The following is a 20,105-nucleotide window of genomic DNA, read 5'->3' on the forward strand; positions in this document are numbered from 1 at the left end:
CCGTCACGGCGCCCTGGTTCCGTGCGGTGAGCGCGGCACGGGTTTGTTTATTTATCCAAGCCCGTCCGGCGATCGAGGACACGGCACGGCCGAAGGCCGGGCAGCGCCCCCTCAGCCCGAGACCGGCGCCGGCTCCCGGACCGGCCACCGGCCGTCGATGACCGCGTCCGCCTCGCCCTTGCGGCGCAGGAACTTCTGGAAGTCGGCGGCCCACTCCGCGTACCAGGTGATCTGGCGCTCGTGGAGCTCCGCCGCCGACAGCGCGGCCACCGACCCGTGCCGCGCGGCTATCGCGTACGCCACCCGCACCGCTGCCAGCGCGTCCGCCCCCGCGTCGTGCGCCCCGCCGTGGACCACGCCGTACTCGACGCAGACCGCCTCCAGATTCCGCTTGCCCTTGCGGTAACGGTCCACCGCCCGGTCGATCGTGTACGGGTCGATCACCGGGCCGATCCCCGCGCCGCCGAGGCGCTCGCTCAGCGACGGCAGTCCGTGGCGGTGCAACTCGGCCGTCAGCAGCGTCAGGTCGAAGGCGGCGTTGTACGCGACGACCGGCACGTCCCGGCGCCAGTAGCCCGTCAGGGTGTCGGCGATCTCGTCGGCCACCTCGCGCGCCGGCCGGCCCTCGGCCGCCGCCCGCTCGCTGCTGATGCCGTGGATCGCCGAGGCCTGCGCGGGGATCCGGATCCCCGGATCGGCCAGCCAGGTGTGCCGGTCCGCAGGTTCGCCGTCACCGCCGTCGACCGCGACGACCGCGGCCGTCACGATCCGGGCCTCCAGCGGTTCCGTACCCGTCGTCTCCAGGTCGAAGCCGACCAGCGCATGCCGGTGCCAGCTCATCCCGTACCTCCTTCGTGGTGCTTCCCCCAGGTGACGACCACCCTCGCACGGGGCACTGACAGCGCCCTTTGGAGGACGGCCTCTCAGGAGACCGGCCGTGAGTCGGTCCACACGGACTCGAACTCCTCGCGGTACGTCTCGAACAGTCCGTGCTCGCTGTCCTGCCCGGCCCGGACCACCGCCCGCCCGCCGCCCCGGAGCACCAGCACGGGCGCCTCCATGCCGCGGGCCCGGCGCAGATAGGTCTGGACGACCCCCACCGCGTCGGACCCGTCGCCGTCCACCAGGTAGGCGGTGAAGCGCGGGGTCTCGTCGAAGACGTGGATCTCAAAGGCGCCCGGGTCGCGGAGCTTGGAGCGGACCCGGCGCATGTGGAGGATGTTCATCTCCACCGTCCGGCTCAGCTCGCCCTTCTTGAGGCCCAGCTCCCGCTCCCGGCGCTTGACCGCGCTGCTGGCCGGGTTGATGAAGAGCAGCCGGACCCGGCAGCCCGACTCGGCGAGCCGGATCAGCCGGCGGCCGGAGAAGTTCTGCACCAGCAGATTGAGCCCTATGCCGATCGCGTCCAGCCGGCGCGCTCCCCCGAAGAGGTCCTCGGCGGGCAGCTGGCGCTGGAGCCGCACCCGGTCGGGGTGGACGGAGACCACGTCCGCGTACCGGTCGCCCACCAGCTCCTCGACGGCGTCGACGGGGAGCCGGTCGGCGGACGGGACCGCGGCGCCGCTGCCGAGGATCTCCAGCAGCCGTGCCGAGGCACGCTCGGCCTGGGCGAGCACCGCCTCGTTGAGCGCGCGGTTGCGGGAGACCACGTTGCGGGCGACCTCCAGCTCGTCGAGGGCCAGCTCCACATCGCGGCGGTCGTCGAAGTAGGGCTCGAAACAGGGCCAGTGCTGGACCATCAGCTCACGCAGCTGAGGCAGCGTGAGGAAGCTCAGGACGTTGTCGTCGGCCGGGTCGAGCAGATAGCCCTTGCGGCGGGAGACCTCGCGCACGGCGACGGCGCGCTGCACCCACTCCTGCCCGGCGGGCCCCGCCGCGGCCACCACCCAGTCCTCGCCGTGGACCGGTTCGTAGATGGGCCGGAGCACCGCGGCGACCACGGCGCGCAGCCGCTGCTCCACGAGATTCAGCCAGATGTAGGCGCGCCCGGCCCGCTGGGCACGTGTGCGCACCTCGCTCCAGGCGTCCGCTCCCCAGTCCAGCTCCGCACCGATCTCCATGGGCCGGGCGAGCGAGACCGCCCCGGGCGGCACATCGGTGACGTCCCCCTCGTGACCAGTGTCACCTGGGGGCAGCTCGAAACCTCCCGAGCTCACCCGCGCACCGCCTTCCACTCCCCCACCAACGATCAAGGAAGGGTACTCCGGGAGCGGGAGCCGGTGCAGCCGGATGCGCAGGCTCCTTTCTCAACTCCCCTACTGGACAGGCCTGTTCCCTGAGACAAGATCTGCCGTAGTGAGCGGATTCATAGTGATTAAACACCCCACCCCACGCCGCATACCGGGCAGCCGGCCGGCTGGGGCCGCCGGATTCCGGTTCCGGGCGACATGGAGGGGCCCGATGTTGACCGGACCGGGCGACGTCTTAGGTAAGGGGCGCTCTTTCGGGGAAGATCTGCCCCAGGGAGCCCGCATTCCCCAGGCAACCGCATCAAAGTGGAAGAGTCGAATCTATGCAGGTCTGGCCGGGACAGGCGTACCCCCTGGGTGCCACGTACGACGGCGCCGGGACCAACTTCGCGGTCTTCTCGGAGGCCGCCCACCGAATCGAGTTGTGCCTGCTGCACGACGACGGCTCCGAGACGGCGGTGGAGCTGCGGGAGACCGACGCCTTCGTCCGCCACGCCTACCTGCCCGGGGTGATGCCCGGTCAGCGGTACGGATTCAGGGTCCACGGGCCGTACGAGCCGCAGCGCGGCGCCCGCTGCAACTCCGCGAAGCTGCTCCTCGACCCGTACGCACGGGCGGTCGCCGGGCGGATCCAGTGGGGCGAGGCGGTGTACGGCTATCCGTTCGGCCGGCCCGACACGCGCAACGACCTCGACTCGGCGCCGCACACCATGACGTCCGTCGTGGTCAATCCGTACTTCGACTGGGGCGACGACCGGCGGCCCCGTACGGACTACCACCGCACGGTGATCTACGAGGCCCATGTGAAGGGCCTGACGATGCTTCACCCGGGGCTGCCGAAGGAGCTGCGCGGCACCTACGCGGGACTGGCCCATCCGGAGGTCATCGCCCACCTGACGGAGCTCGGGGTGACGGCGATCGAACTGATGCCGGTCCACCAGTTCGTCCAGGACCACCGGCTGGCGGACGCGGGGCTCGCCAACTACTGGGGCTACAACACCATCGGGTTCTTCGCCCCGCACAACGCCTACGCCTCCTGGGGCGACCGGGGCGAGCAGGTGCTCGAATTCAAGCAGGCCGTACGGGCGCTGCACCAGGCGGGCATCGAGGTGATCCTCGACGTGGTCTACAACCACACGGCCGAGGGCAACCACCTGGGTCCCACGCTCTCCTTCCGGGGCCTGGACAACGCCTCGTACTACCGCCTCGCCGAGGACCAGCGCTACTACATGGACACCACGGGGACCGGGAACTCCCTGCTGATGCGCTCCCCGCACGTGCTCCAGCTGATCATGGACTCGCTGCGGTACTGGGTGACCGAGATGCATGTGGACGGGTTCCGGTTCGATCTGGCGGCCACCCTGGCCCGTCAGTTCCACGAGGTGGACCGGCTGTCGTCGTTCTTCGACCTGGTGCAGCAGGACCCGGTGGTCAGCCAGGTGAAGCTGATCGCGGAGCCGTGGGACGTGGGCGAGGGCGGCTACCAGGTGGGGAACTTCCCGCCGTTGTGGACCGAGTGGAACGGGAAGTACCGGGACACGGTCCGGGACCTGTGGCGCGGTGAGCCCCGGACCCTCGCCGAGTTCGCCGGGCGGCTGACCGGCTCGTCCGACCTGTACCAGGACGACGGCAGGCGGCCGCTCGCCTCGATCAACTTCGCCACCTGCCACGACGGATTCACCCTGCACGACCTGGTCTCGTACAACGACAAGCACAATGACGCCAACGGCGAGGGCAACCGGGACGGCGAGAGCCACAACCGGTCCTGGAACTGCGGCGTGGAGGGCGACACGGACCGGCCCGAGGTGCTGGAGCTGCGCGAGCGGCAGATGCGGAACTTCGTCGCCACCCTCATGCTGTCGCAGGGGGTGCCGATGCTCAGTCACGGCGACGAGTTCGGCCGCACCCAGCTGGGCAACAACAACGGGTACTGCCAGGACAGCGAGCTGTCCTGGGTGCACTGGCCCGACCCGGACGGGGCGGCGGCCGACGACGGCGAGGAGGCGGACCCGCAGGACGTCGACGGGCTCGGCAGCAGCCTGCTGGAGTTCACCCGGGCCATGGTGTGGCTGCGGCGGGACCATCCGGTCTTCCGGCGCCGCCGGTTCTTCCACGGGCGGCCGGTGGAGGGCACGCACGACGAGCTCTCGGACATCGCCTGGTTCACGCCGGAGGGCCAGGAAATGACCCAGCGGGACTGGCAGGCGGCGCACGCCAAGGCCCTGACGGTCTTTCTGAACGGGCACGCCATCTCGGAGCCCGGACCGCGCGGCGAGCGGATCTCCGACGACTCCTTCCTGCTGATGTTCAACGCGAGCGCCGAGACGCTGGAGTTCGCCGTGCCGGTCAATCACGGGCGGCAGTGGCATGTGGTCGTCGACACGGCCCGCCCGGCCGGCGTGCTGACCGGGGCGGGGCCGAAGGTGGCGGCGGGCGATCGGGTGACGCTGGTGGGCCGGAGCATGGCGGTGCTCCAGCGGCCCGCGTAGGGCAGGGAGCGCCGGGTACGGGGCCGCCGGTCGGGCCCTTGTGCGCGACGGGTGACACAGAGGGCCCGGATCTGGGTACGAACGTCCCCATGACGCCTTCCGCCACGTACCGGCTTCAGCTCCAGCCGGACTTCCCGTTCTCGGCCGCCGAGGACGCCGTGCCGTACCTCGCCACGCTCGGCGTCTCCCATCTGCATCTGTCCCCGGTCCTCGAAGCCGTGCCCGGCTCCCGGCACGGCTACGACGTCGTCGACCACGGCCGGGTGCGCGCCGAGCTGGGCGGCGAGGAAGGGCTGCGGCGGCTCGCCCGCACCGCCCGGGAGCACGGGCTCGGGCTGGTCCTGGACATCGTGCCCAACCACATGGCGGCCGACCCCCGGCACAATCACGCGCTGCGGGAGGTCCTGCGCGAGGGGCCGGGCTCCCCGTACGCCAAGTGGTTCGACATCGACTGGGAGGCGGGCGACGGGCGGATCCTGCTGCCCGTGCTCGGCGGCCGGCTCGGCGAGGAGCTCGACGGGCTCCGGGTCGACGGGGAGGTGCTGCGCCACGGCGAGCAGGAGTTCCCGCTCCGGGCCGGCACCGCGGGTCTCGACCTGCCCGAGCTGCTGGACGCCCAGCACTACCGGCTCGGCTGGTGGCGGCTGGCCAGGACCGAGCTGAACTACCGGCGGTTCTTCACGATCTCGGAGCTGATCGGGGTACGGGTGGAGGACCCTGAGGTGTTCGCCGCCACCCATGCCAAGATCCTCGAACTGGTCCGGGACGGGACCGTCGAGGGGCTGCGGATCGACCACCCGGACGGACTCGCCGACCCGGCCGCCTATCTGGAGCGGCTCTCCGGGGCGAGCGGCGGTGTGTGGACCGTGGTGGAGAAGATCCTCACCGGCCCCGAGCCGCTGCCGGCCGGCTGGGCGGTGGCCGGGACGACCGGGTACGACGCGCTGCACCGGATCGACGGTCTCTTCGTCGACCCGATGGGCGCCGCGGAACTGCTCGGCCACTACCGGGAGTCCGCCTCCCCGGCCGGCGACCGGGGAGGCTACTGGCAGGCGACCGTGCGCCGGGCCGCGTACCGCGTCGTCACCCATGAGCTGGCCGCCGAGACCGCCCTGCTGACCCGGCTGGCGTCGCGCGTCTGCGCCGAGGACCCCGCGCTGCGCGACCACGCCCCGTGGGCGCTGCACACCGCGGTGCGTGAACTGCTGGTCCGGGTGCCGGTCTACCGGCCGTACGTGACGGCCGGCGGACCCTGCACGGAGTCGGCCGCGGCGGCGCTCGACGCGACGGCGGTGAGCGACGCCAAGGCGGTGTTCGCCGTGCGGGAGGAGGCGTCGGCCGTCGATGTGGTGCGGGAGCTGGCTTTGGGGCGGCTCGGCCCGGGGGGCGACCGGGCGGCGTTCTGCGACCGGTTCGCGCAGACGGCGTCCGCGCTGCGGGCCAAGTCGGTCGAGGACACCGCGTACTACCGGTACGTGCCGCTGGTCTCGGCCAACGAGGTGGGCGGTGATCCGGGGCAGCCGGCGGTGGCTCCGGAGGACTTCCACGCCTTCTGCACCCGGCTCGCGCGGGACTGGCCCGCCACCGGCACGGCGCTGACCACGCACGACACCAAGCGCAGCGCCGACGTCCGGGCAACCGTCGCGGTGCTCTCGGAGTGTCCGGGGCCATGGGCGCGGCTGGTGGCGGAACTGGCCCGGACGTCCCCGGCGGCCGCCCCCGATCCGCAGCTGGCCTGGCAGGCGTGGCAGACCGCGTTCGGCTGTGTGGGCTTCCCGGCCGCGGAGCAGGCGGCGCGGCTGGAGCCCGCGCTGCTGAAGGCGGTGCGCGAGTCGGGTCTCTTCACCAGCTGGACCGAACCCGATCCGGGGTACGAGCGGGCGATGTCGGACTTCGTCGCCGCCGGTCCGGCCGCCGGCACCGGTCCGGTGCGGGCGCTGCTGGACCGGTTCGCGGGCACGCTCGCCCCGCAGGTGCGGGCCAATGTGCTCGGCGCGGCGCTGGTGCAGCTGACGATGCCGGGGGTGCCGGACCTCTACCAGGGCACCGAGCGCGAGTATCTGGCGCTGGTCGACCCGGACAACCGGCGGCCGTTCCACAAGCCCCGCGCCGACGCGCCGGCCTCGGAGAAGGAGGAGCTCACCATGGCGGCGCTGCGGCTTCGGCGCGAGCGGCCCGGGGTGTTCGGCGAGTCGGGGACGTACGCCCCGCTGGCGGCCTCCGGCCCGGCAGCCGGGCACTGTCTGGCGTTCTGCCGCTCGGGCGAGGTCGTCACCGCGGTGACCCGGCTGTCGCTCCGGCTGGCGGAGTCGGGCGGCTGGCGCGGGACGGAGCTGACACTGCCGGACGACGGGGTGTGGCGGGATCTGCTGACGCCGGGCCGGGAGTTCTCCGGCGGCACGGCCGCGGTGGCCGAGCTGTTCGCCGGGCGGCCGGTGGCGCTGCTCAGCCGGGCCGTACCAGCAGGGAGCGCGGGCCTCGGGTGAGCAGGCCGGTGGCGGCCGGCCTGAACCCGTCCGCCCAGCGGAGCCGGGGCATGGCGTCCAGCAGGGCGCGCAGGCCCTGTTCGGCCTCCAGCCGTCCGAGCACCACGGCCGGGCAGCCCGCCGGGCCGGTGGTGATCGTGCGGCCCTGGTCGCGGCGGAAGGGGTCGAACAGGTCCGGTGCGGCGAACCGTTCCGGATCGCGTCCCGCCGCGCCGATCAGGCAGGCGACGGGGGTCCGTGCCGGGAGGGTGCCACCGCTGAGGGTGACCTCGGTGAGGGTGCGCCGCAGCACGACCTGGACCGGCGGATCGCGGCGCATCGACTCCGTCCAGGCCCGGCCGACGAGTGCCGGTTCGACGCGCAGGGCGGCCAGCAGGTCGGGGTCGTCCAGCAGGTTGGCGAGCAACGAGGCGAGTGCGGTCTCGCGCAGCCCGGTGTGCCGGGTGCAGGGCCCTTCGTCGGCGGCCGCGCCGCCACCGGTGCGCGACGGGGACCGGAACGGCCCGGTACCGGCGGGCAGCCAGTGACAGAACTCCTCCACGAGATCGGCCTGCCGGCGCCCGGCGATGCGCCGGGCCAGCACGTACGCGGTCCGCTCGACGCGTTCGGCCAGGTGCGGGGGCGCGGTGCCGGTCACCACCGTGTACCGGTCGCGGGGCAGGCAGCGGGCGCTGCCGTGGCAGAGGCCGAGCGGTGCGGGGCCGCCGCGCGGTGCCCCGTCGTGCGGGAAGCCGGTGAAACCCGGGCCGGTGAGTGCGGTGACCACGTCGTCGTACCGGCTGATCAGCCAGGCTCCCAGCGGGGCGTCGTAGCTGAGCGGGTACTCCTCGCGCAGCACCCGGTAGAGGCGGTACGGGTCGCGGGCCGCGCCGGGGGCGAGGAGGCTCGGGCCGGCGGGGCGGTCCGTCCGGCGCGTCCGCGACGGCCTGGCGGCACGGTGGTCGGGCGAGGGCGTCGGGGCGGGTATGTCTCCGGGGGCGTCGGCCTGCATCCGTACCCCCGGGCGGTCGGTGCGCCGGTGTGCGGCGCGGTCCCCCTCAGGGGACCACCGGGACGGGCCCCCCGCAGTCGGCACGCGGCCGTCCGGGTGACGGGGGCGCTCACCGCCCGCCCGGTGAGCCGGTTCTCGGGTCCGGCGGCCAGGACGCGTCCAGCAGTCCGGTGAACGCGGCGGCGGCGCCGGTCAGCTCGACGCGGGAGAACACCGCGAGCGGGCGGGCCCACGGCGGGTCGACGGCGAGCACCGCGCAGTCCTCGCCGACCGCTCCCCGTACGACATGCGCGGGGGCGGTCGCGATACCGACCCCGGCGGCCGCCATCCGTACCGCGGTCGAGGTGTGCTCGGTCCGCACCGCCGTACGCGGTACGAAGCCGGCCTCGCCGCAGACCCAGTCCAGGAACGGCCGGCCGTGCACGACGGCCTCCATCGCACAGCGCACCCAGGCCCGGTCGGCGAGCTCCTGGAGGCGGACGCGAGAGCGTCCGGCGAGGCGGTCGTCGAACGGGACGACCAGGACGATCTCCTCCTCGCCGATCGGGACGACCGGGCCGGGCCAGTCGGCGGGCGGCGGGCCGACGGCGAGGTCGGCGGTGCCGCGCTCGATCTGTTCCTCCAGCGCCTCCGTGGTGGCGTACTCGTGGAGCACGAGGCCGACACCGGGGTGCGTGCCGCGCCAGCGGGCGAAGACCTCGGGAAGGATGCCGACGGCGATCGCGTGCACGGTGGCGATGTGGAGTTCGCCGCCCTCCGCGCCGGCCGCGGCCCTCGCCGCGCGCCGGGCCTGGGCGGCGCTGCGCACGGACCGCTCGGCGTGCGGCAGGAAGGCGCGGCCCATCGGGGTCAGGCGCACGCCGCGCGGCAGCCGTTCGAGCAGGGTGCCGCCGACGGTCCGCTCCAGGGCCTTGATCTGGTGGGACAGCGCCGGCTGGGTGACATGGAGCAGCTCGGCGGCCCGGGTGAAGGAGGACTCCTCGACGACCGTGAGCAAGTACTCCATCTGACGCAGACTCATCGCGCCGCTCCCCGCCCTCAGCCATGAACGTTGTGCATCGGACCCACACAAACATTGCCTTGGACTCATGGCAAGGGCCGGGCGGAGGGTGGGGCCATGACACAGACGGAGAAGGTGACCGGGACCGATGTGCTGGTGATCGGCGGGGGGACGGGCGGCTACTCGACCGCGCTGCGGGCCGCGGCGCTCGGTCTGCGCGTGGTTCTCGTGGAGCGCGACAAGGTGGGCGGCACCTGTCTGCACCGGGGCTGCGTCCCCAGCAAGGCGATGCTGCACGCCGCCGAGCTCATCGACGGAATCGCGGAGGCCCGTGAGCGGTGGGGGGTGAAGGCGACCCTGGAGTCGGTGGACTGGCCGGCGCTCGTCGCGACCCGTGACGACATCGTGGACCGCAACCACCGCGGCGTGGCCGGCCACCTCGCCCACGCGGCGGTGGAAGTGGTGCGCGGAAGCGCGGAGTTGACGGGCCCGCGCAGCGCCCGGATCGGCGGGTACGGGGAGGTCGCCGCCCGGCGCGGCATCGTGCTCGCCACCGGGTCGCGACCGCGTGTGCTGCCGGGTCTCGTTGCCGACGGGCGGCGGGTGGTGACCAGCGACGACGCGCTGTTCGCCCCCGGCCTGCCGGAGTCGGTGCTGGTGCTGGGCGGCGGGGCGATCGGCGTCGAGTACGCCTCGTTGCACCGGTCGATGGGGGCCCGGGTCACCCTGGTGGAGGCCGCCGACCGGCTCGTACCGCTGGAGGACGCCGATGTGTCCCGGCACCTGACCCGTGGCCTGAAGAAACGCGGGATCGACGTGCGGACGGGTGCGCGGCTCCTGGAGGCGGCCGTGCTCGACGACGGGGTGCGGGCCACCGTCCGCACCCCGCGCGGTGAGAGCCGCACGGTGGAGGCGGAGCGGCTGCTCGTCGCGGTGGGCCGGGTCCCGGTGACGGACGGTCTGGGGCTCGCCGCGGCCGGGCTGGGCACCGACGACCGCGGGCATGTGGCCCCCCGGGACTGGGCCCGGCTGGAGACCGCGGTGCCGGGCATCCACGTGGTGGGCGACCTGCTGCCGCCGCCGTCCCTCGGTCTGGCCCACGCGTCGTTCGCCGAGGGCCTGTTGGTGGCGGAGACGCTGGCCGGGCTGCGTCCGGCGCCGGTGGACTACGCGGCGGTGCCCCGGGTGACGTACTCCGCCCCGCAGACCGCCTCGGTGGGGCTCTCCGAGGAGCGGGCCCGCGATGCCGGGCACGACGTCGTGGTCAACACGATGCCGCTGACCGCGGTCGCCAAGGGCATGGTGCACGGGCAGGGCGGCATGGTGAAGGTGGTCGCGGAGCGGGGCGGCCGGGTCCTGGGCGTCCACCTCGTCGGGCCGCACGTCTCGGAGATGATCGCCGAGAGCCAGCTGATCGTCGGCTGGGACGCGGAGCCGTCCGACGTCGCCCAGCACGTGCACCCCCATCCGACGCTCTCGGAGGCGGTCGGCGAGGCCTTCCTGACCCTGGCGGGCCGCGGACTGCACCAGCAGGCGTGAGGGCGAGCGGTCCGCGGCCGCGCTACGCGGGCGGCCTGAGCGCGGGTGCGGAGAGCCGGAACATCATCGTGCCGAAGCTCACCTGGTCCCCCTCACGTACCGAGACCGTCCCCGTGACGCGCTGTCCGTTGACGCAGGTGCCGTTGGTCGAGCCCAGATCGCGCAGCAGCCACCGGCCGCCGTGGACGGTGAGTTCGGCGTGCGTCCGGGACACGGTCTCGTGGCTGAGGCGCAGCCCGTTGCCCGGATCGCGGCCGATGAGCAGGGGGTGCGGGCTCGGCGCCGGCAGCAGCAGCTTGGGCAGCCGCTCGGCCCACCAGGCCCTGCGCACCCGCTCGGGGAAGCCGGAGACCCCGCCGACGACCCGCATCAGCCGCCGCGACCAGCGGCCCCCGCTGTCCAGGTCGGCGGTGAGCGCCTCCAGCTCCTCGGAGCGGTTCGCGGTCAGGGCCACCTCCATGCGCCGCATGAAGGTGTCGTGGGAGAGCTTTCCCTGCGCCGCGCCTTCTCTGAGCACGCCGAGAACACGGTCGCGCTGGGCGTCGGACAGCCGCGCGGGATACGTGTGGAACTCGAAGGAGGACGTCACGGGGTCAATTGTCGGGCCGACCGCCCCAAGGTGTCCAGAACGGCCGCGTCTTCCTCGCTCCTGACCTGCGCGGGCCGGCCGGCCCGGCGGCCCCGCGCACACTCCTCACCCGGATATTCAGGGGCACCCGGGGCGGGACGTTGCTACCGTCTGCCGCCGTGCCGTCCCGGCGACCGCCGGGCGCCCCGCGCAGTCGCTGGAGACTCTGTGTCTGATGCACCACTCGAACTGACCGTCCTTCCGCTCGCCGGCCCGGAGGAGCTCGGCCTCTTCCGCCGGCTGTCGTACGTCCTGGACCACGAACTGGCGGACGACCTCGGCTCCGGCCGCCGCCGCCCGGAGTGGATGTGGGTGGCCCTGCGCGGCGAGCGGGTGGTGGCGCGGATCGCGTGGTGGAGCCCGGACGGCGAGGTGCCGCTCATTCTCGACTTCTTCGACCTCGACGACACCCTGCCCGAGCCCGAGCGCGGCGAAGTGGGCCTGCGGCTGCTGGAGACGGCGAGCGCGGCGGTCGTGCCCGCGGGCGGCCGACGCCCCGAGTACGGGCGGTACGTGCCGCCGGACTGGCGCGAGGACCCGGTGACCCGCGATGCCGTCGAGGCCCGGATCCGGGTCATGGAGCGCGCCGGTGCCCGGATGCTCGTCGAGCGGCTGCGCCTGGAGTGGCGCGCGGGCACCCCGGTGCCCGCCGGCAGCGGCCGGCTGCGCTTCCGCCCGGTGGCCGGGCGCGAGGACCTCCTCGCGCTGATGGCGCCCGTGATGGAGGGCACCCTCGACGCCCACGGCCAACAGGACCTGGCCTCCGGGCTGTCGGCGCGCCGGGCCGCGGAGAAGCATTACGACGAGGAACTGGCCGGCTACACCACTCCGCGGGAGTGGTGGCGGATCGCGGAACTCCCGGGCGGTGAACCGGTCGGCTTCGTGATCCCGGCCCGCAACAGCTACAACCCGATCATCGCGTACATCGGTGTGCTGCCCGCGCGGCGTGGTCACGGCTACATCGACGACCTCCTCACGGAGGGCACCCGGGTGCTCGCCGGGCAGGACGGGGTGGAGCGGATCCGGGCCGCGACGGACGTGGGCAACGTGCCGATGGCGAAGTCCTTCGAGCGTCTGGGGTACGTCACCTTCGAGCGCGCCTTCGACATGGTGTGGGACTGACGGAGCCGCCGCCGGGGGCGGGCCGCCGGGTCCTGGACCGGGTCCTCGCCTCCGCCTAGCCGGCGCTCTCGTCCGGACCGGCTCCCTGCCGCTTCTGTTCCCCGATCATGTCGCGGTACCAGGCGTACGAGTCCTTGGGCGTGCGCCGCAGCGTCTCGTAGTCGATGTGGACCAGGCCGAACCGCTTGCTGACCCCCTCGGTCCACTCGATGTTGTCGGTGAGCGACCAGGTGAAGTAGCCGCGCACGTCGACGCCCGCGTCGATGGCCGACCGCAGGGACTTCAGATGGGCGTCGAGGAAGGCGATCCGGCGGCTGTCCCTGGCGGGTTCGTCGATGGCGCAGCCGTTCTCGGTGATGTAGAGCGGCGGCAGCCGGTCGCCGTAGCGGGTGTTCAGCTGGACGAGGGTCTCGCGCAGTCCGTCCGGGACGACGGGCCAGCCGAAGTCGGTCGTCTCGTATCCCTCGATCTCCCGTATCCCGAAGGGCAGTTCGTCGGGCATGTCGAAGCCGGCGAAGGTGTCGAGGGCCTCGGCCCTGGGCGCGCCGACGAGTGTGGGGTTGTAGTAGTTGACCCCGTACCAGTCGAGCGGGGTGGAGATGGTCCGCAGGTCGTCCTCGACCGGGCCGGGCATCAGTGCGGCGAAGTTCTCGTCGGGGTAGCGGCCGGTGAGGAGCGGGTCGGAGAAAAGCCGGTTGGTCAGCGTGTCGTACAGGCCGGCGGCGAAGCGGTCCTCCTCGGACTCCCCCGCGGTCCAGACCGGGGAGTGCGAGACGGCGATGCCGATGTTGCCGGCCCCCGCGGCGCGCAGTGCGCGTACGGCCAGGCCGTGGCCGAGGAGCTGGTGGTGGGCGGCGGGCAGCGCGTCGAAGAGGAGGGCGCGGCCGGGGGCGTGCTGACCGAGTGCGTAGCCGAGCATGGTCACTTCGGCGGGTTCGTTGATGGTGATCCACATGGGTACGCGGTCGGCGAGGCGCTCGGCGACGATGCCCGCGTACTCGGCGAAGCGGTAGGCGGTGTCCCGGTTGAGCCAGCCACCGGCCTCGTCCAGGGGGAGCGGGGTGTCCCAGTGGTAGAGGGTGGGGGCGGGGGTGATCCCGCGGGCGCAGAGTTCGTCGACGAGGCGGTCGTAGAAGTCGAGCCCCTGGGGGTTGACAGGCCCGCTGCCGCCGGGAACGACGCGCGGCCAGCTCACCGAGAACCGGAAGGCGTCGGCGCCGAGACCCGCCAGCAGGGCGACGTCCTCGCGGTAGTGCCGGTGGAAGCCGGTGCCGCGCCCGGTGTCGGTGCCGTCCTTGATCCGTCCGGGCTGCGCGGCGAAGGCGTCCCAGCCGGAGGGGCCCTTGCCGTCGGTGTCGGCGGCCCCCTCGGTCTGGAACGCGGAGGCGGAGGCTCCCCAGAGGAAACCGGGTGGGAACGTCGGCACAGTCATCTCGGCCTCCACAGCCGTAAGTAAGAGGGAATGCGTATGGCAGAAGCCGGCAGGGCAGTGATCAGAACCAGACCTTAATCGCCAGTAACGGGCTGGATCCAGTGTCGTCGGTCGGTGATCGCGGCTTCTGCCGACCATGGGCCGGGACGAGGAGACGAGGAGACGCGCATGCTGTTCGAGGTATGGGCACCGGATGCGGGATCGGCCGCTCTGCGGCTGGCGGGAGAGCTGCGGTCCATGGAGCGCGATCCCGTACGGGCGGGCTGGTGGACGGCCGACGCACGGGCCGCGGACGGCGACCGCTACGGGTTCGTCCTCGACGGCGGGCCGGTGCTCCCCGACCCCCGCTCGCGCCGCCAGCCGGATGGGCCGGACGGCGAGAGCGCGGTCGTCGACCACTCCGGGTACCAGTGGCGCGACGGCTGGGCGGGGCGCGCGCTGCCGGGCGCCGTCCTGTACGAGCTGCACATCGGCACGTACACCGCGCAGGGGACCTTCGACGCGGCGGCGGCGCGGCTCGGGCATCTGGCCGAACTCGGCATCACCCATGTCTCGCTGATGCCGGTCTGCCCCTTCCCCGGTGTCCACGGCTGGGGGTACGAGGGGGTGTCGCTGTGGGCCGTGCACGAGCCGTACGGCGGCCCGGAGGGGCTGAAGCGCTTTGTCGACACGGCGCACGGGCTCGGTCTCGCCGTCGTCCTGGACGTGGTCCACAACCACCTGGGCCCCTCCGGCAACCACCTCCCCGCCTTCGGCCCGTACTTCACCGAGACGCACCACACGCCGTGGGGCGCGGCGGTCAACCTGGACGCCCCCGGCTCCGACGAGGTGCGGGCGTTCCTGCTGGGCAGCGCGCTCGCCTGGCTGCGCGACTACCGCCTGGACGGACTCCGGCTCGACGCGGTCCACGCCCTGGCCGACAGCCGGGCGCTGACGTTCCTGGAGGAACTGTCGGCGGCGACCGACGCGCTCTGCGCCGAACTGGGCCGCCCGCTCTCGCTGATCGCGGAGTCCGACCTCAGCGACCCCCGTACGACGACGCCCCGGGAGTCGGGCGGCACCGGTCTGCACGCGCAGTGGAACGACGACTTCCACCACTGTCTGCACACCGCGCTCACCGGCGAGTCCCAGGGCTACTACGCGGACTTCGCCGTCGCCCCGCTGGCCGCTCTCGCCAAGACGGTGACCCGTGCCTTCTTCCACGACGGTACGTACTCCGGCTTCCGCGGCCGTACGCACGGCCGCCCCGTCGACGTCACCCGCAGCGCCGCCCACCGCTTCGTCGGCTACGCCCAGACCCATGACCAGATCGGCAACCGGGCGCTCGGGGACCGGCTCGCCGCCTCCCTCTCCCCCGGTCTGCTGGCCTGCGCGGCGGCGCTCGTGCTGACGGGGCCGTTCACGCCGATGCTGTTCATGGGCGAGGAGTGGGGCGCCCGTACGCCCTGGCAGTTCTTCACCGACCACACCGACCCGGAGCTGGCCGAAGCGGTACGCAACGGCAGACGGCGGGAGTTCGGTGCGCACGGCTGGTCCGAGGAGGACATCCCGGACCCGCAGGACCCGGCCACCCGGGACCGCTCCTGCCTGGACTGGAGCGAACCCGGGCGGGAGCCGCACGCCCGGCTGCACGCCTGGTACCGCGAGCTGATCGCGCTGCGGCGCGCCATGCCCGACCTCTGCGACCCGGATCTGGCGACGGTGAAACCGGCGTACGACGACGGGGCCCGCTGGCTGGCCTTCCGCCGGGGCGATCTGCGGATCGCGGTCAACCTGGACGAGAAGCCCGCCACGATCCCGCTCGGGGGCGGCCGGCACCGCAGCGGCGGGGGCCGGGTGCTGGCCGCCTGGCTGCCGGTCGAGGTACCCGGCGCGGACGGGGCGCTGCACCTTCCGCCGGAGTCGTGCGTGGTGCTGGCCGACGGCTGAGGCGCTACTCGACGATCGCCAGTTCGCGCGCGGTGGCGTTCAGGCGCCGGCCGCCGTCCTCGGTGACGGTCACGATGTCCTCGATCCGCACACCGAACCGGCCCGGCAGATAGACGCCGGGCTCCACGGAGAAGCACATGCCGGGGACGAGCGGCTGCTCCTCGCCCTCGATCATGTACGGGGGCTCGTGGGTGGTGACGCCGATGCCGTGGCCCGTGCGGTGGATGAACCGGTCGCCGTAACCGAACTCGGTGATGACGGCGCGGGCGGCCCGGTCGATGTCCTGACACGCGGCACCGGGCCGGACCGCGTTGCAGCCGGCCTCCTGCGCCTCGCGCACGATGTCGTGGACCCGCTGCTCCTCGGCGCTGGGTTCGCCGACGTGGACCGTACGGGAGGTGTCGGAGCCGTAGCCGTGCTTGAGGCCGCCGAAGTCGAGCACGACCATGTCGCCCCGCTCGATGGTGCGGCCGCCCGCCTCGTGGTGCGGGTTGGCGCCGTTCGGCCCGGAGCCGACCACGGTGAAGTCGACCTGGGAGTGCCCGTACTCGGTGAGCAGCCGGGCCAAATCGGCGGCGACCTCGGTCTCCGCGCGGCCGGCGAACCGGACCTTGAGGATCTCCTCGTACGTGGCGTCGGCGGCGGCGCCCGCCGCGGCGATCCGCTCCAGCTCGGCGGCGTCCTTCACGGCGCGCAGCATCGGCAGCGCCTCGGTGAGGGAGGCGTACGAGGTCCCGGGCAGGTGCTGCTGGAAGCCGAGCAGATGCATCGCCCAGGCGTTGTCGCTGATCCCGAACCGCCCCTTCGCGTCGAGCAGCGGCGCGGTGACGGCGTACGGGTCCATGCCGTCCGTCCAGTCCCGCAGGGTCAGGGCGGGCGCGCCGACGGCGTGCTCGGCGTCCGGCGCCTCCAGCGTCGGTACGACCAGGACGGGGTCCTGCCCGGCGGCGAGGACGAGAACGGTGAGCCGCTCGGTGACCGCGATGGGCCGGTACCCCGTCAGATAGACCAGATCGGGTCCGGGCGCGACCAGCACTCCCGCGAGCCCGGCGGCGGCGGCGCTCTCGGCGGCGCGCGTCATCCGGGCCCGGTAGTCGTCGGCGGTGAACGGCACGGGCTGGTTCGGGCTGGACATGCGGGACCTCCTGGCGGCACGGAACGGCTCCCTGCATCCTGCCGGTACGGACCGCCGGACGCGAGCGGTCAGGGGCGGTGGCCGTGCGGTTCCTCCAGGGCTCCGGGACCGAGCGGCTGCCCGAGCCGTACGACGAGGTCGGCCCGGTCGCGGCCGCGGGCGACGAGCCGGGCGTTCGCCTCGTCGGAGCCGGCGGCCCAGCGCTCCGCGTACGGCCGGGGCTTCCCGAACCGGACGTGCCGGTCGACGAGCCTTCGGATCCGTACGTCCTGGTCGAGTTCCAGGTACCACGCCTCGTCGAGCAGCGGGCGCACCGCCGCCCAGCCGCCGTCCCCGTGCAGCAGGTAGTTCCCCTCGGTGATGACCAGCGGGACGTCCGGACCTACCGGGACCGACCCGGCGACCGGCTGCTCCAGGGCCCGGTCGAACGCGGGGGCGTACACGACGGTCCCCGGTTCCGGTGCCCGCAGCCGCCTGAGCAAGGCGGCGTACCCGGCGGCGTCGAAGGTGTCGGGCGCGCCCTTGCGGTCCGCCAGGCCGAGCCGTTCCAGTTCGGCCTGGGCGAGGTGGAAACCGTCCATGGGCACGAGCACGGCGAGCGGCCCGAGGGCGTCGGCCAGTTGCCCGGCGAGGGTGGACTTCCCGGCGCCCGGCGGACCGGCGATTCCGAGGACGCGGCGCCGCCCGGACAGGGCGAGCCGACGGGCGCGGGCCGTCAGCCCGGTGAGGTCACTGGTGTCCATGGCGGATATTGTCCCGCTACGGGCCGCGGCCTCCGGACCGTACCCCTCTCACCCCCTGCCCTCTCACCCGTGCCCGCCCGCCCCGAGCACCGAGGATCCCCATGCCGCACATCGCTCTGGTCACCCTGGTCGTCCGCGACTACGACGAGGCCCGCGACTTCTACACCGACGCCCTCGGCTTCGAGCTGGTCGAGGACACCGACCGGGGCGACGGTTCCCGCTGGGTGGTCGTCCGGCCGCGCGGTGCGCGGGGTACGGGGCTGCTGCTGGCCCGTGCCAAGGACGAGGAGCAGGGGGCGAGCGTGGGGGCGCAGACCGGTGGCCGGGTCGGCTTCTTCCTTCACACGGAGGACTTCGCGGCCGACCACGCACGCATGCTGGCGGCCGGGGTGCGGTTCCTGGAGGAGCCACGGCACGAGGTCTACGGTTCGGTCGCCGTCTTCGAAGACCTGTACGGCAACCGCTGGGACCTGCTCCAGCCCGCCTGACCCCGCTCCGGGCGCCGACGGCTGCTCAGCGTGTCCCGTTGCCCTCCAGGTACGCCAGCACGGCGAGGACCCGGCGGTGGACCGTGCCGTCGTCCGGTTCGAGGCCGAGCTTGGCGAAGATCGAGCCGATGTGCTTGCTCACCGCCCGTTCGGTGACGACGAGTTCGCCGGCGATGGTGCCGTTCGCCTTTCCCTGGGCCATCAGCTCCAGGACTTCCCGCTCGCGGGGGGTGAGGCTCAGCAGCGGCTTCGCGGACGCCTTGCGGGTCAGCAGCTGGCTCACCACCTCCGGATCGAGCGCGGTGCCGCCGTCCGCCACCCGGTCCAGCGCCTGGAGGAACTGGTCGACCCGGCCCACCCGGTCCTTGAGCAGGTAGCCGATGCCCTGCGCGCCCTGGGCGAGCAGCTCGGCGGCGTACGTCTCCTCGACGTACTGGGAGAGGACCAGGATCGGCAGCTCGGGGAGTTGTCTCCGGGCTGCGACGGCGGCGCGCAGCCCCTCGTCGCGGAACGTGGGCGGCAGCCGTACGTCGAGCACGGCGGCGTCCGGGCGGTGCTCCAGCAGGGCGGGCAGCACCTCGGGCCCGGCCGCGACGTCGGCCACCACCTCGTGGCCCGAGCTGGTGAGCAGCAGGATCAGTCCCTCCCGCAGGAGGGCGTTGTCCTCGGCGATCACGATCCGCACGGCAGCTCCACTTCGATGTCGGTCGGCCCTCCGATGGGGCTGCTGATGCGGGTGGTGCCGTCGAGGGCGGCGATCCGCCGCCTGATCCCGACCAGCCCGCTGCCGGCGCCCTCGTCGGCGCCGCCGCGCCCATCGTCGCCGATGGACACGAGGAGTACGCCGGGGGCCCGGCCGATCCGGACGCTCGCGGCCGTGGCGCCGCTGTGCTTGCTGATGTTGGTGAGCGCCTCCGCGACCACGAAGTACGCGGCGGCCTCGATCGCCGCGGGGAGCCGCCGCCCGTCCTCGACGCCGTCGAGTTCCACCGTGACGGGGACGCCCGCCCCGGCGGCCAGCGCCCGCACGGCACCGTCCAGCCCACGGTCCGTCAGCACCGGCGGGTGGATGCCGCGCACGACGTGCCGGAGTTCGGCGAGCGCCGCCTCCGCACCGTCCTGGGCCTCGTCCAGCCGAAGGCGGGCGGCGGCCGGGTCCCGGTCCAGGAGCTGTCGGGCCAGCCCGACCCGCATCGACAGGGCGACGATCCGGGCCTGGGCGCCGTCGTGCAGATCCCGTTCGATGCGCCGGAGTTCGGCGCCGTGCGCCTCGACCGCGCCGGCCCGGCTCTCCGTCAGCTGCTCGATGCGCTCGGTGAGCTCGGCGGACGGCGAGGCGGTGAGCAGGGACCTGGTCCAGCTCGCGGAGAGCTCGGCGAGCACGGGGTGCCAGCGCAGCACCCAGCCCCGGCGCACGGGCGGGGGTGTGCCGTACTCGTCCGCGCTCCGCCGGTCCAGCAGGTGCAGCACGGGGAGTGCGGCCCCGTCCACGAGCATCCCGACCGGCCACAGCACCATCGTGAGGTAGCCCAGGCCGTTGCCGATGAGGGCCTGGGCCGGCAGCCAGACGGCCTCGCGCCGGTTCGTGGGATCGGTGAGCACCCGCCTGACCCGCTCGGACAGCTCCCCCCGGTCCAGCGGCAGGTACGCCGTCGGGCGGAACGGGACGCCGAGGTACGCCGCCGCCCTGCGCCGCTCGGACTCCGCGAACCGGTGCAGCACCTTGGCCGCCTCGGGCAGGGCGGGCAGCCCGATGATCACGACGGCGAACAGCAGGACCGCCACCACCAGGAACGCGCTGACATAGGCCAGCAGCGCCACCGGGATGCCGATGAGGAGGTAGCGGGAGGCATGCCACGAACTCCGGACGGCGGCCATCAGCGGGGTGGGAGCGGTGCTCATGACGCACCACGTTACGGGGACCCGGCCGCCAC

16 protein-coding genes are annotated in these 20,105 nt (G+C 73.5%); 6 read left to right on the forward strand and 10 right to left on the reverse strand.

Features of this window, described 5'->3' with window-relative positions; all coding sequences use genetic code 11:
* Positions 1-111: 111 nt before the first annotated feature.
* Positions 112-840 carry a 3'-5' exonuclease gene (locus tag AB0I52_RS26425; RefSeq protein ID WP_363076603.1) on the reverse strand — a complete coding sequence of 243 codons (729 nt, stop codon included), beginning with the start codon at positions 838-840 and terminating at the stop codon, positions 112-114.
* An 83-nt stretch (positions 841-923) separates the two neighbouring features.
* Positions 924-2,156 (reverse strand): SAV2148 family HEPN domain-containing protein, encoded by a 1,233-nt coding sequence (locus AB0I52_RS26430; RefSeq protein ID WP_363076605.1) that lies wholly within the window; start codon positions 2,154-2,156, stop codon positions 924-926.
* Between the two features lie 356 nt (positions 2,157-2,512).
* Between AB0I52_RS26430 and glgX the strand changes: the two genes are divergently transcribed.
* Together glgX and treY are read left to right on the forward strand one after the other, a co-directional pair.
* Positions 2,513-4,678: a glycogen debranching protein GlgX gene (gene glgX, locus AB0I52_RS26435; protein ID WP_363076607.1), complete on the forward strand. Its 2,166-nt coding sequence runs from the start codon at positions 2,513-2,515 to the stop codon at positions 4,676-4,678.
* Positions 4,679-4,767: 89 nt separating this feature from the next.
* Complete coding sequence (gene treY, locus AB0I52_RS26440) at positions 4,768-7,164, forward strand: malto-oligosyltrehalose synthase (protein ID WP_363076609.1); 2,397 nt, start codon at positions 4,768-4,770, stop codon at positions 7,162-7,164.
* On the opposite strand, the gene AB0I52_RS26445 is transcribed toward treY, so the two are convergent.
* Positions 7,124-8,155, reverse strand: coding sequence for a cytochrome P450 (locus tag AB0I52_RS26445; RefSeq protein ID WP_363076611.1), 1,032 nt, complete (start codon positions 8,153-8,155; stop codon positions 7,124-7,126). The genes treY and AB0I52_RS26445 overlap by 41 nt on opposite strands.
* 109 nt (positions 8,156-8,264) lie before the next feature.
* Positions 8,265-9,176 carry a LysR family transcriptional regulator gene (locus AB0I52_RS26450; RefSeq protein ID WP_363076613.1) on the reverse strand — a complete coding sequence of 304 codons (912 nt, stop codon included), beginning with the start codon at positions 9,174-9,176 and terminating at the stop codon, positions 8,265-8,267.
* A 96-nt stretch (positions 9,177-9,272) separates the two neighbouring features.
* On the opposite strand from AB0I52_RS26450, the gene lpdA reads away from it, so the two are divergent.
* On the forward strand, positions 9,273-10,694 hold the full coding sequence (gene lpdA, locus AB0I52_RS26455) for a dihydrolipoyl dehydrogenase (RefSeq protein ID WP_363076615.1): 1,422 nt from the start codon (positions 9,273-9,275) through the stop codon (positions 10,692-10,694).
* A 22-nt stretch (positions 10,695-10,716) separates the two neighbouring features.
* Here the strand turns inward: lpdA and AB0I52_RS26460 are convergent, their stop codons facing one another.
* The gene (locus AB0I52_RS26460) at positions 10,717-11,283 is read right to left on the reverse strand and encodes a DUF1707 and FHA domain-containing protein (RefSeq protein ID WP_363076617.1); all 567 of its coding nucleotides are present in this window, start codon (positions 11,281-11,283) and stop codon (positions 10,717-10,719) included.
* 207 nt (positions 11,284-11,490) lie between these two features.
* Between AB0I52_RS26460 and AB0I52_RS26465 the strand changes: the two genes are divergently transcribed.
* A complete protein-coding gene (locus AB0I52_RS26465) occupies positions 11,491-12,444 on the forward strand; it encodes a GNAT family N-acetyltransferase (RefSeq protein ID WP_363076619.1) in 954 nt (317 codons plus the stop codon).
* Positions 12,445-12,499: 55 nt separating this feature from the next.
* Here AB0I52_RS26465 and AB0I52_RS26470 read toward each other — a convergent pair whose 3' ends face one another.
* Complete coding sequence (locus AB0I52_RS26470; protein ID WP_363076621.1) at positions 12,500-13,876, reverse strand: GH1 family beta-glucosidase; 1,377 nt, start codon at positions 13,874-13,876, stop codon at positions 12,500-12,502.
* A 168-nt stretch (positions 13,877-14,044) separates the two neighbouring features.
* Between AB0I52_RS26470 and treZ the strand changes: the two genes are divergently transcribed.
* Positions 14,045-15,805 (forward strand): malto-oligosyltrehalose trehalohydrolase, encoded by a 1,761-nt coding sequence (treZ, locus tag AB0I52_RS26475; protein WP_363076623.1) that lies wholly within the window; start codon positions 14,045-14,047, stop codon positions 15,803-15,805.
* A 4-nt stretch (positions 15,806-15,809) separates the two neighbouring features.
* Here treZ and AB0I52_RS26480 read toward each other — a convergent pair whose 3' ends face one another.
* On the reverse strand, positions 15,810-16,940 hold the full coding sequence (locus AB0I52_RS26480; protein ID WP_363076625.1) for an aminopeptidase P family protein: 1,131 nt from the start codon (positions 16,938-16,940) through the stop codon (positions 15,810-15,812).
* 68 nt (positions 16,941-17,008) lie between these two features.
* Complete coding sequence (locus AB0I52_RS26485) at positions 17,009-17,683, reverse strand: nucleoside/nucleotide kinase family protein (RefSeq protein ID WP_363076627.1); 675 nt, start codon at positions 17,681-17,683, stop codon at positions 17,009-17,011.
* Positions 17,684-17,784: 101 nt separating this feature from the next.
* Between AB0I52_RS26485 and AB0I52_RS26490 the strand changes: the two genes are divergently transcribed.
* Positions 17,785-18,171: a VOC family protein gene (locus AB0I52_RS26490; protein WP_363076629.1), complete on the forward strand. Its 387-nt coding sequence runs from the start codon at positions 17,785-17,787 to the stop codon at positions 18,169-18,171.
* Between the two features lie 25 nt (positions 18,172-18,196).
* Here the strand turns inward: AB0I52_RS26490 and AB0I52_RS26495 are convergent, their stop codons facing one another.
* Positions 18,197-18,856, reverse strand: coding sequence for a response regulator transcription factor (locus AB0I52_RS26495; protein WP_363076631.1), 660 nt, complete (start codon positions 18,854-18,856; stop codon positions 18,197-18,199).
* Entirely contained in the window at positions 18,844-20,073 is a 1,230-nt protein-coding gene (locus tag AB0I52_RS26500) for a sensor domain-containing protein (protein ID WP_363076633.1), read from the reverse strand. Before AB0I52_RS26500 ends, AB0I52_RS26495 begins: the two co-directional genes overlap by 13 nt.
* Positions 20,074-20,105 lie beyond the last annotated feature (32 nt).

Source organism: Streptomyces sp. NPDC050423 (genome assembly GCF_040655445.1).
In the GTDB taxonomy this organism is placed as follows: domain Bacteria; phylum Actinomycetota; class Actinomycetes; order Streptomycetales; family Streptomycetaceae; genus Streptomyces.

Excerpts from the sequence above, each read along its gene's own strand:
- AB0I52_RS26425 (WP_363076603.1), bottom strand. The coding sequence starts at position 840 with ATGAGCTGGCACCGGCATGCGCTGGTCGGCTTCGACCTGGAGACGACG.
- glgX (WP_363076607.1), top strand. The coding sequence starts at position 2,513 with ATGCAGGTCTGGCCGGGACAGGCGTACCCCCTGGGTGCCACGTACGAC.
- treY (WP_363076609.1), top strand. The coding sequence starts at position 4,768 with ATGACGCCTTCCGCCACGTACCGGCTTCAGCTCCAGCCGGACTTCCCG.
- AB0I52_RS26445 (WP_363076611.1), bottom strand. The coding sequence starts at position 8,155 with ATGCAGGCCGACGCCCCCGGAGACATACCCGCCCCGACGCCCTCGCCC.
- AB0I52_RS26450 (WP_363076613.1), bottom strand. The coding sequence starts at position 9,176 with ATGAGTCTGCGTCAGATGGAGTACTTGCTCACGGTCGTCGAGGAGTCC.
- lpdA (WP_363076615.1), top strand. The coding sequence starts at position 9,273 with ATGACACAGACGGAGAAGGTGACCGGGACCGATGTGCTGGTGATCGGC.
- AB0I52_RS26470 (WP_363076621.1), bottom strand. The coding sequence starts at position 13,876 with ATGACTGTGCCGACGTTCCCACCCGGTTTCCTCTGGGGAGCCTCCGCC.
- treZ (WP_363076623.1), top strand. The coding sequence starts at position 14,045 with ATGCTGTTCGAGGTATGGGCACCGGATGCGGGATCGGCCGCTCTGCGG.
- AB0I52_RS26480 (WP_363076625.1), bottom strand. The coding sequence starts at position 16,940 with ATGTCCAGCCCGAACCAGCCCGTGCCGTTCACCGCCGACGACTACCGG.
- AB0I52_RS26485 (WP_363076627.1), bottom strand. The coding sequence starts at position 17,683 with ATGGACACCAGTGACCTCACCGGGCTGACGGCCCGCGCCCGTCGGCTC.
- AB0I52_RS26490 (WP_363076629.1), top strand. The coding sequence starts at position 17,785 with ATGCCGCACATCGCTCTGGTCACCCTGGTCGTCCGCGACTACGACGAG.
- AB0I52_RS26500 (WP_363076633.1), bottom strand. The coding sequence starts at position 20,073 with ATGAGCACCGCTCCCACCCCGCTGATGGCCGCCGTCCGGAGTTCGTGG.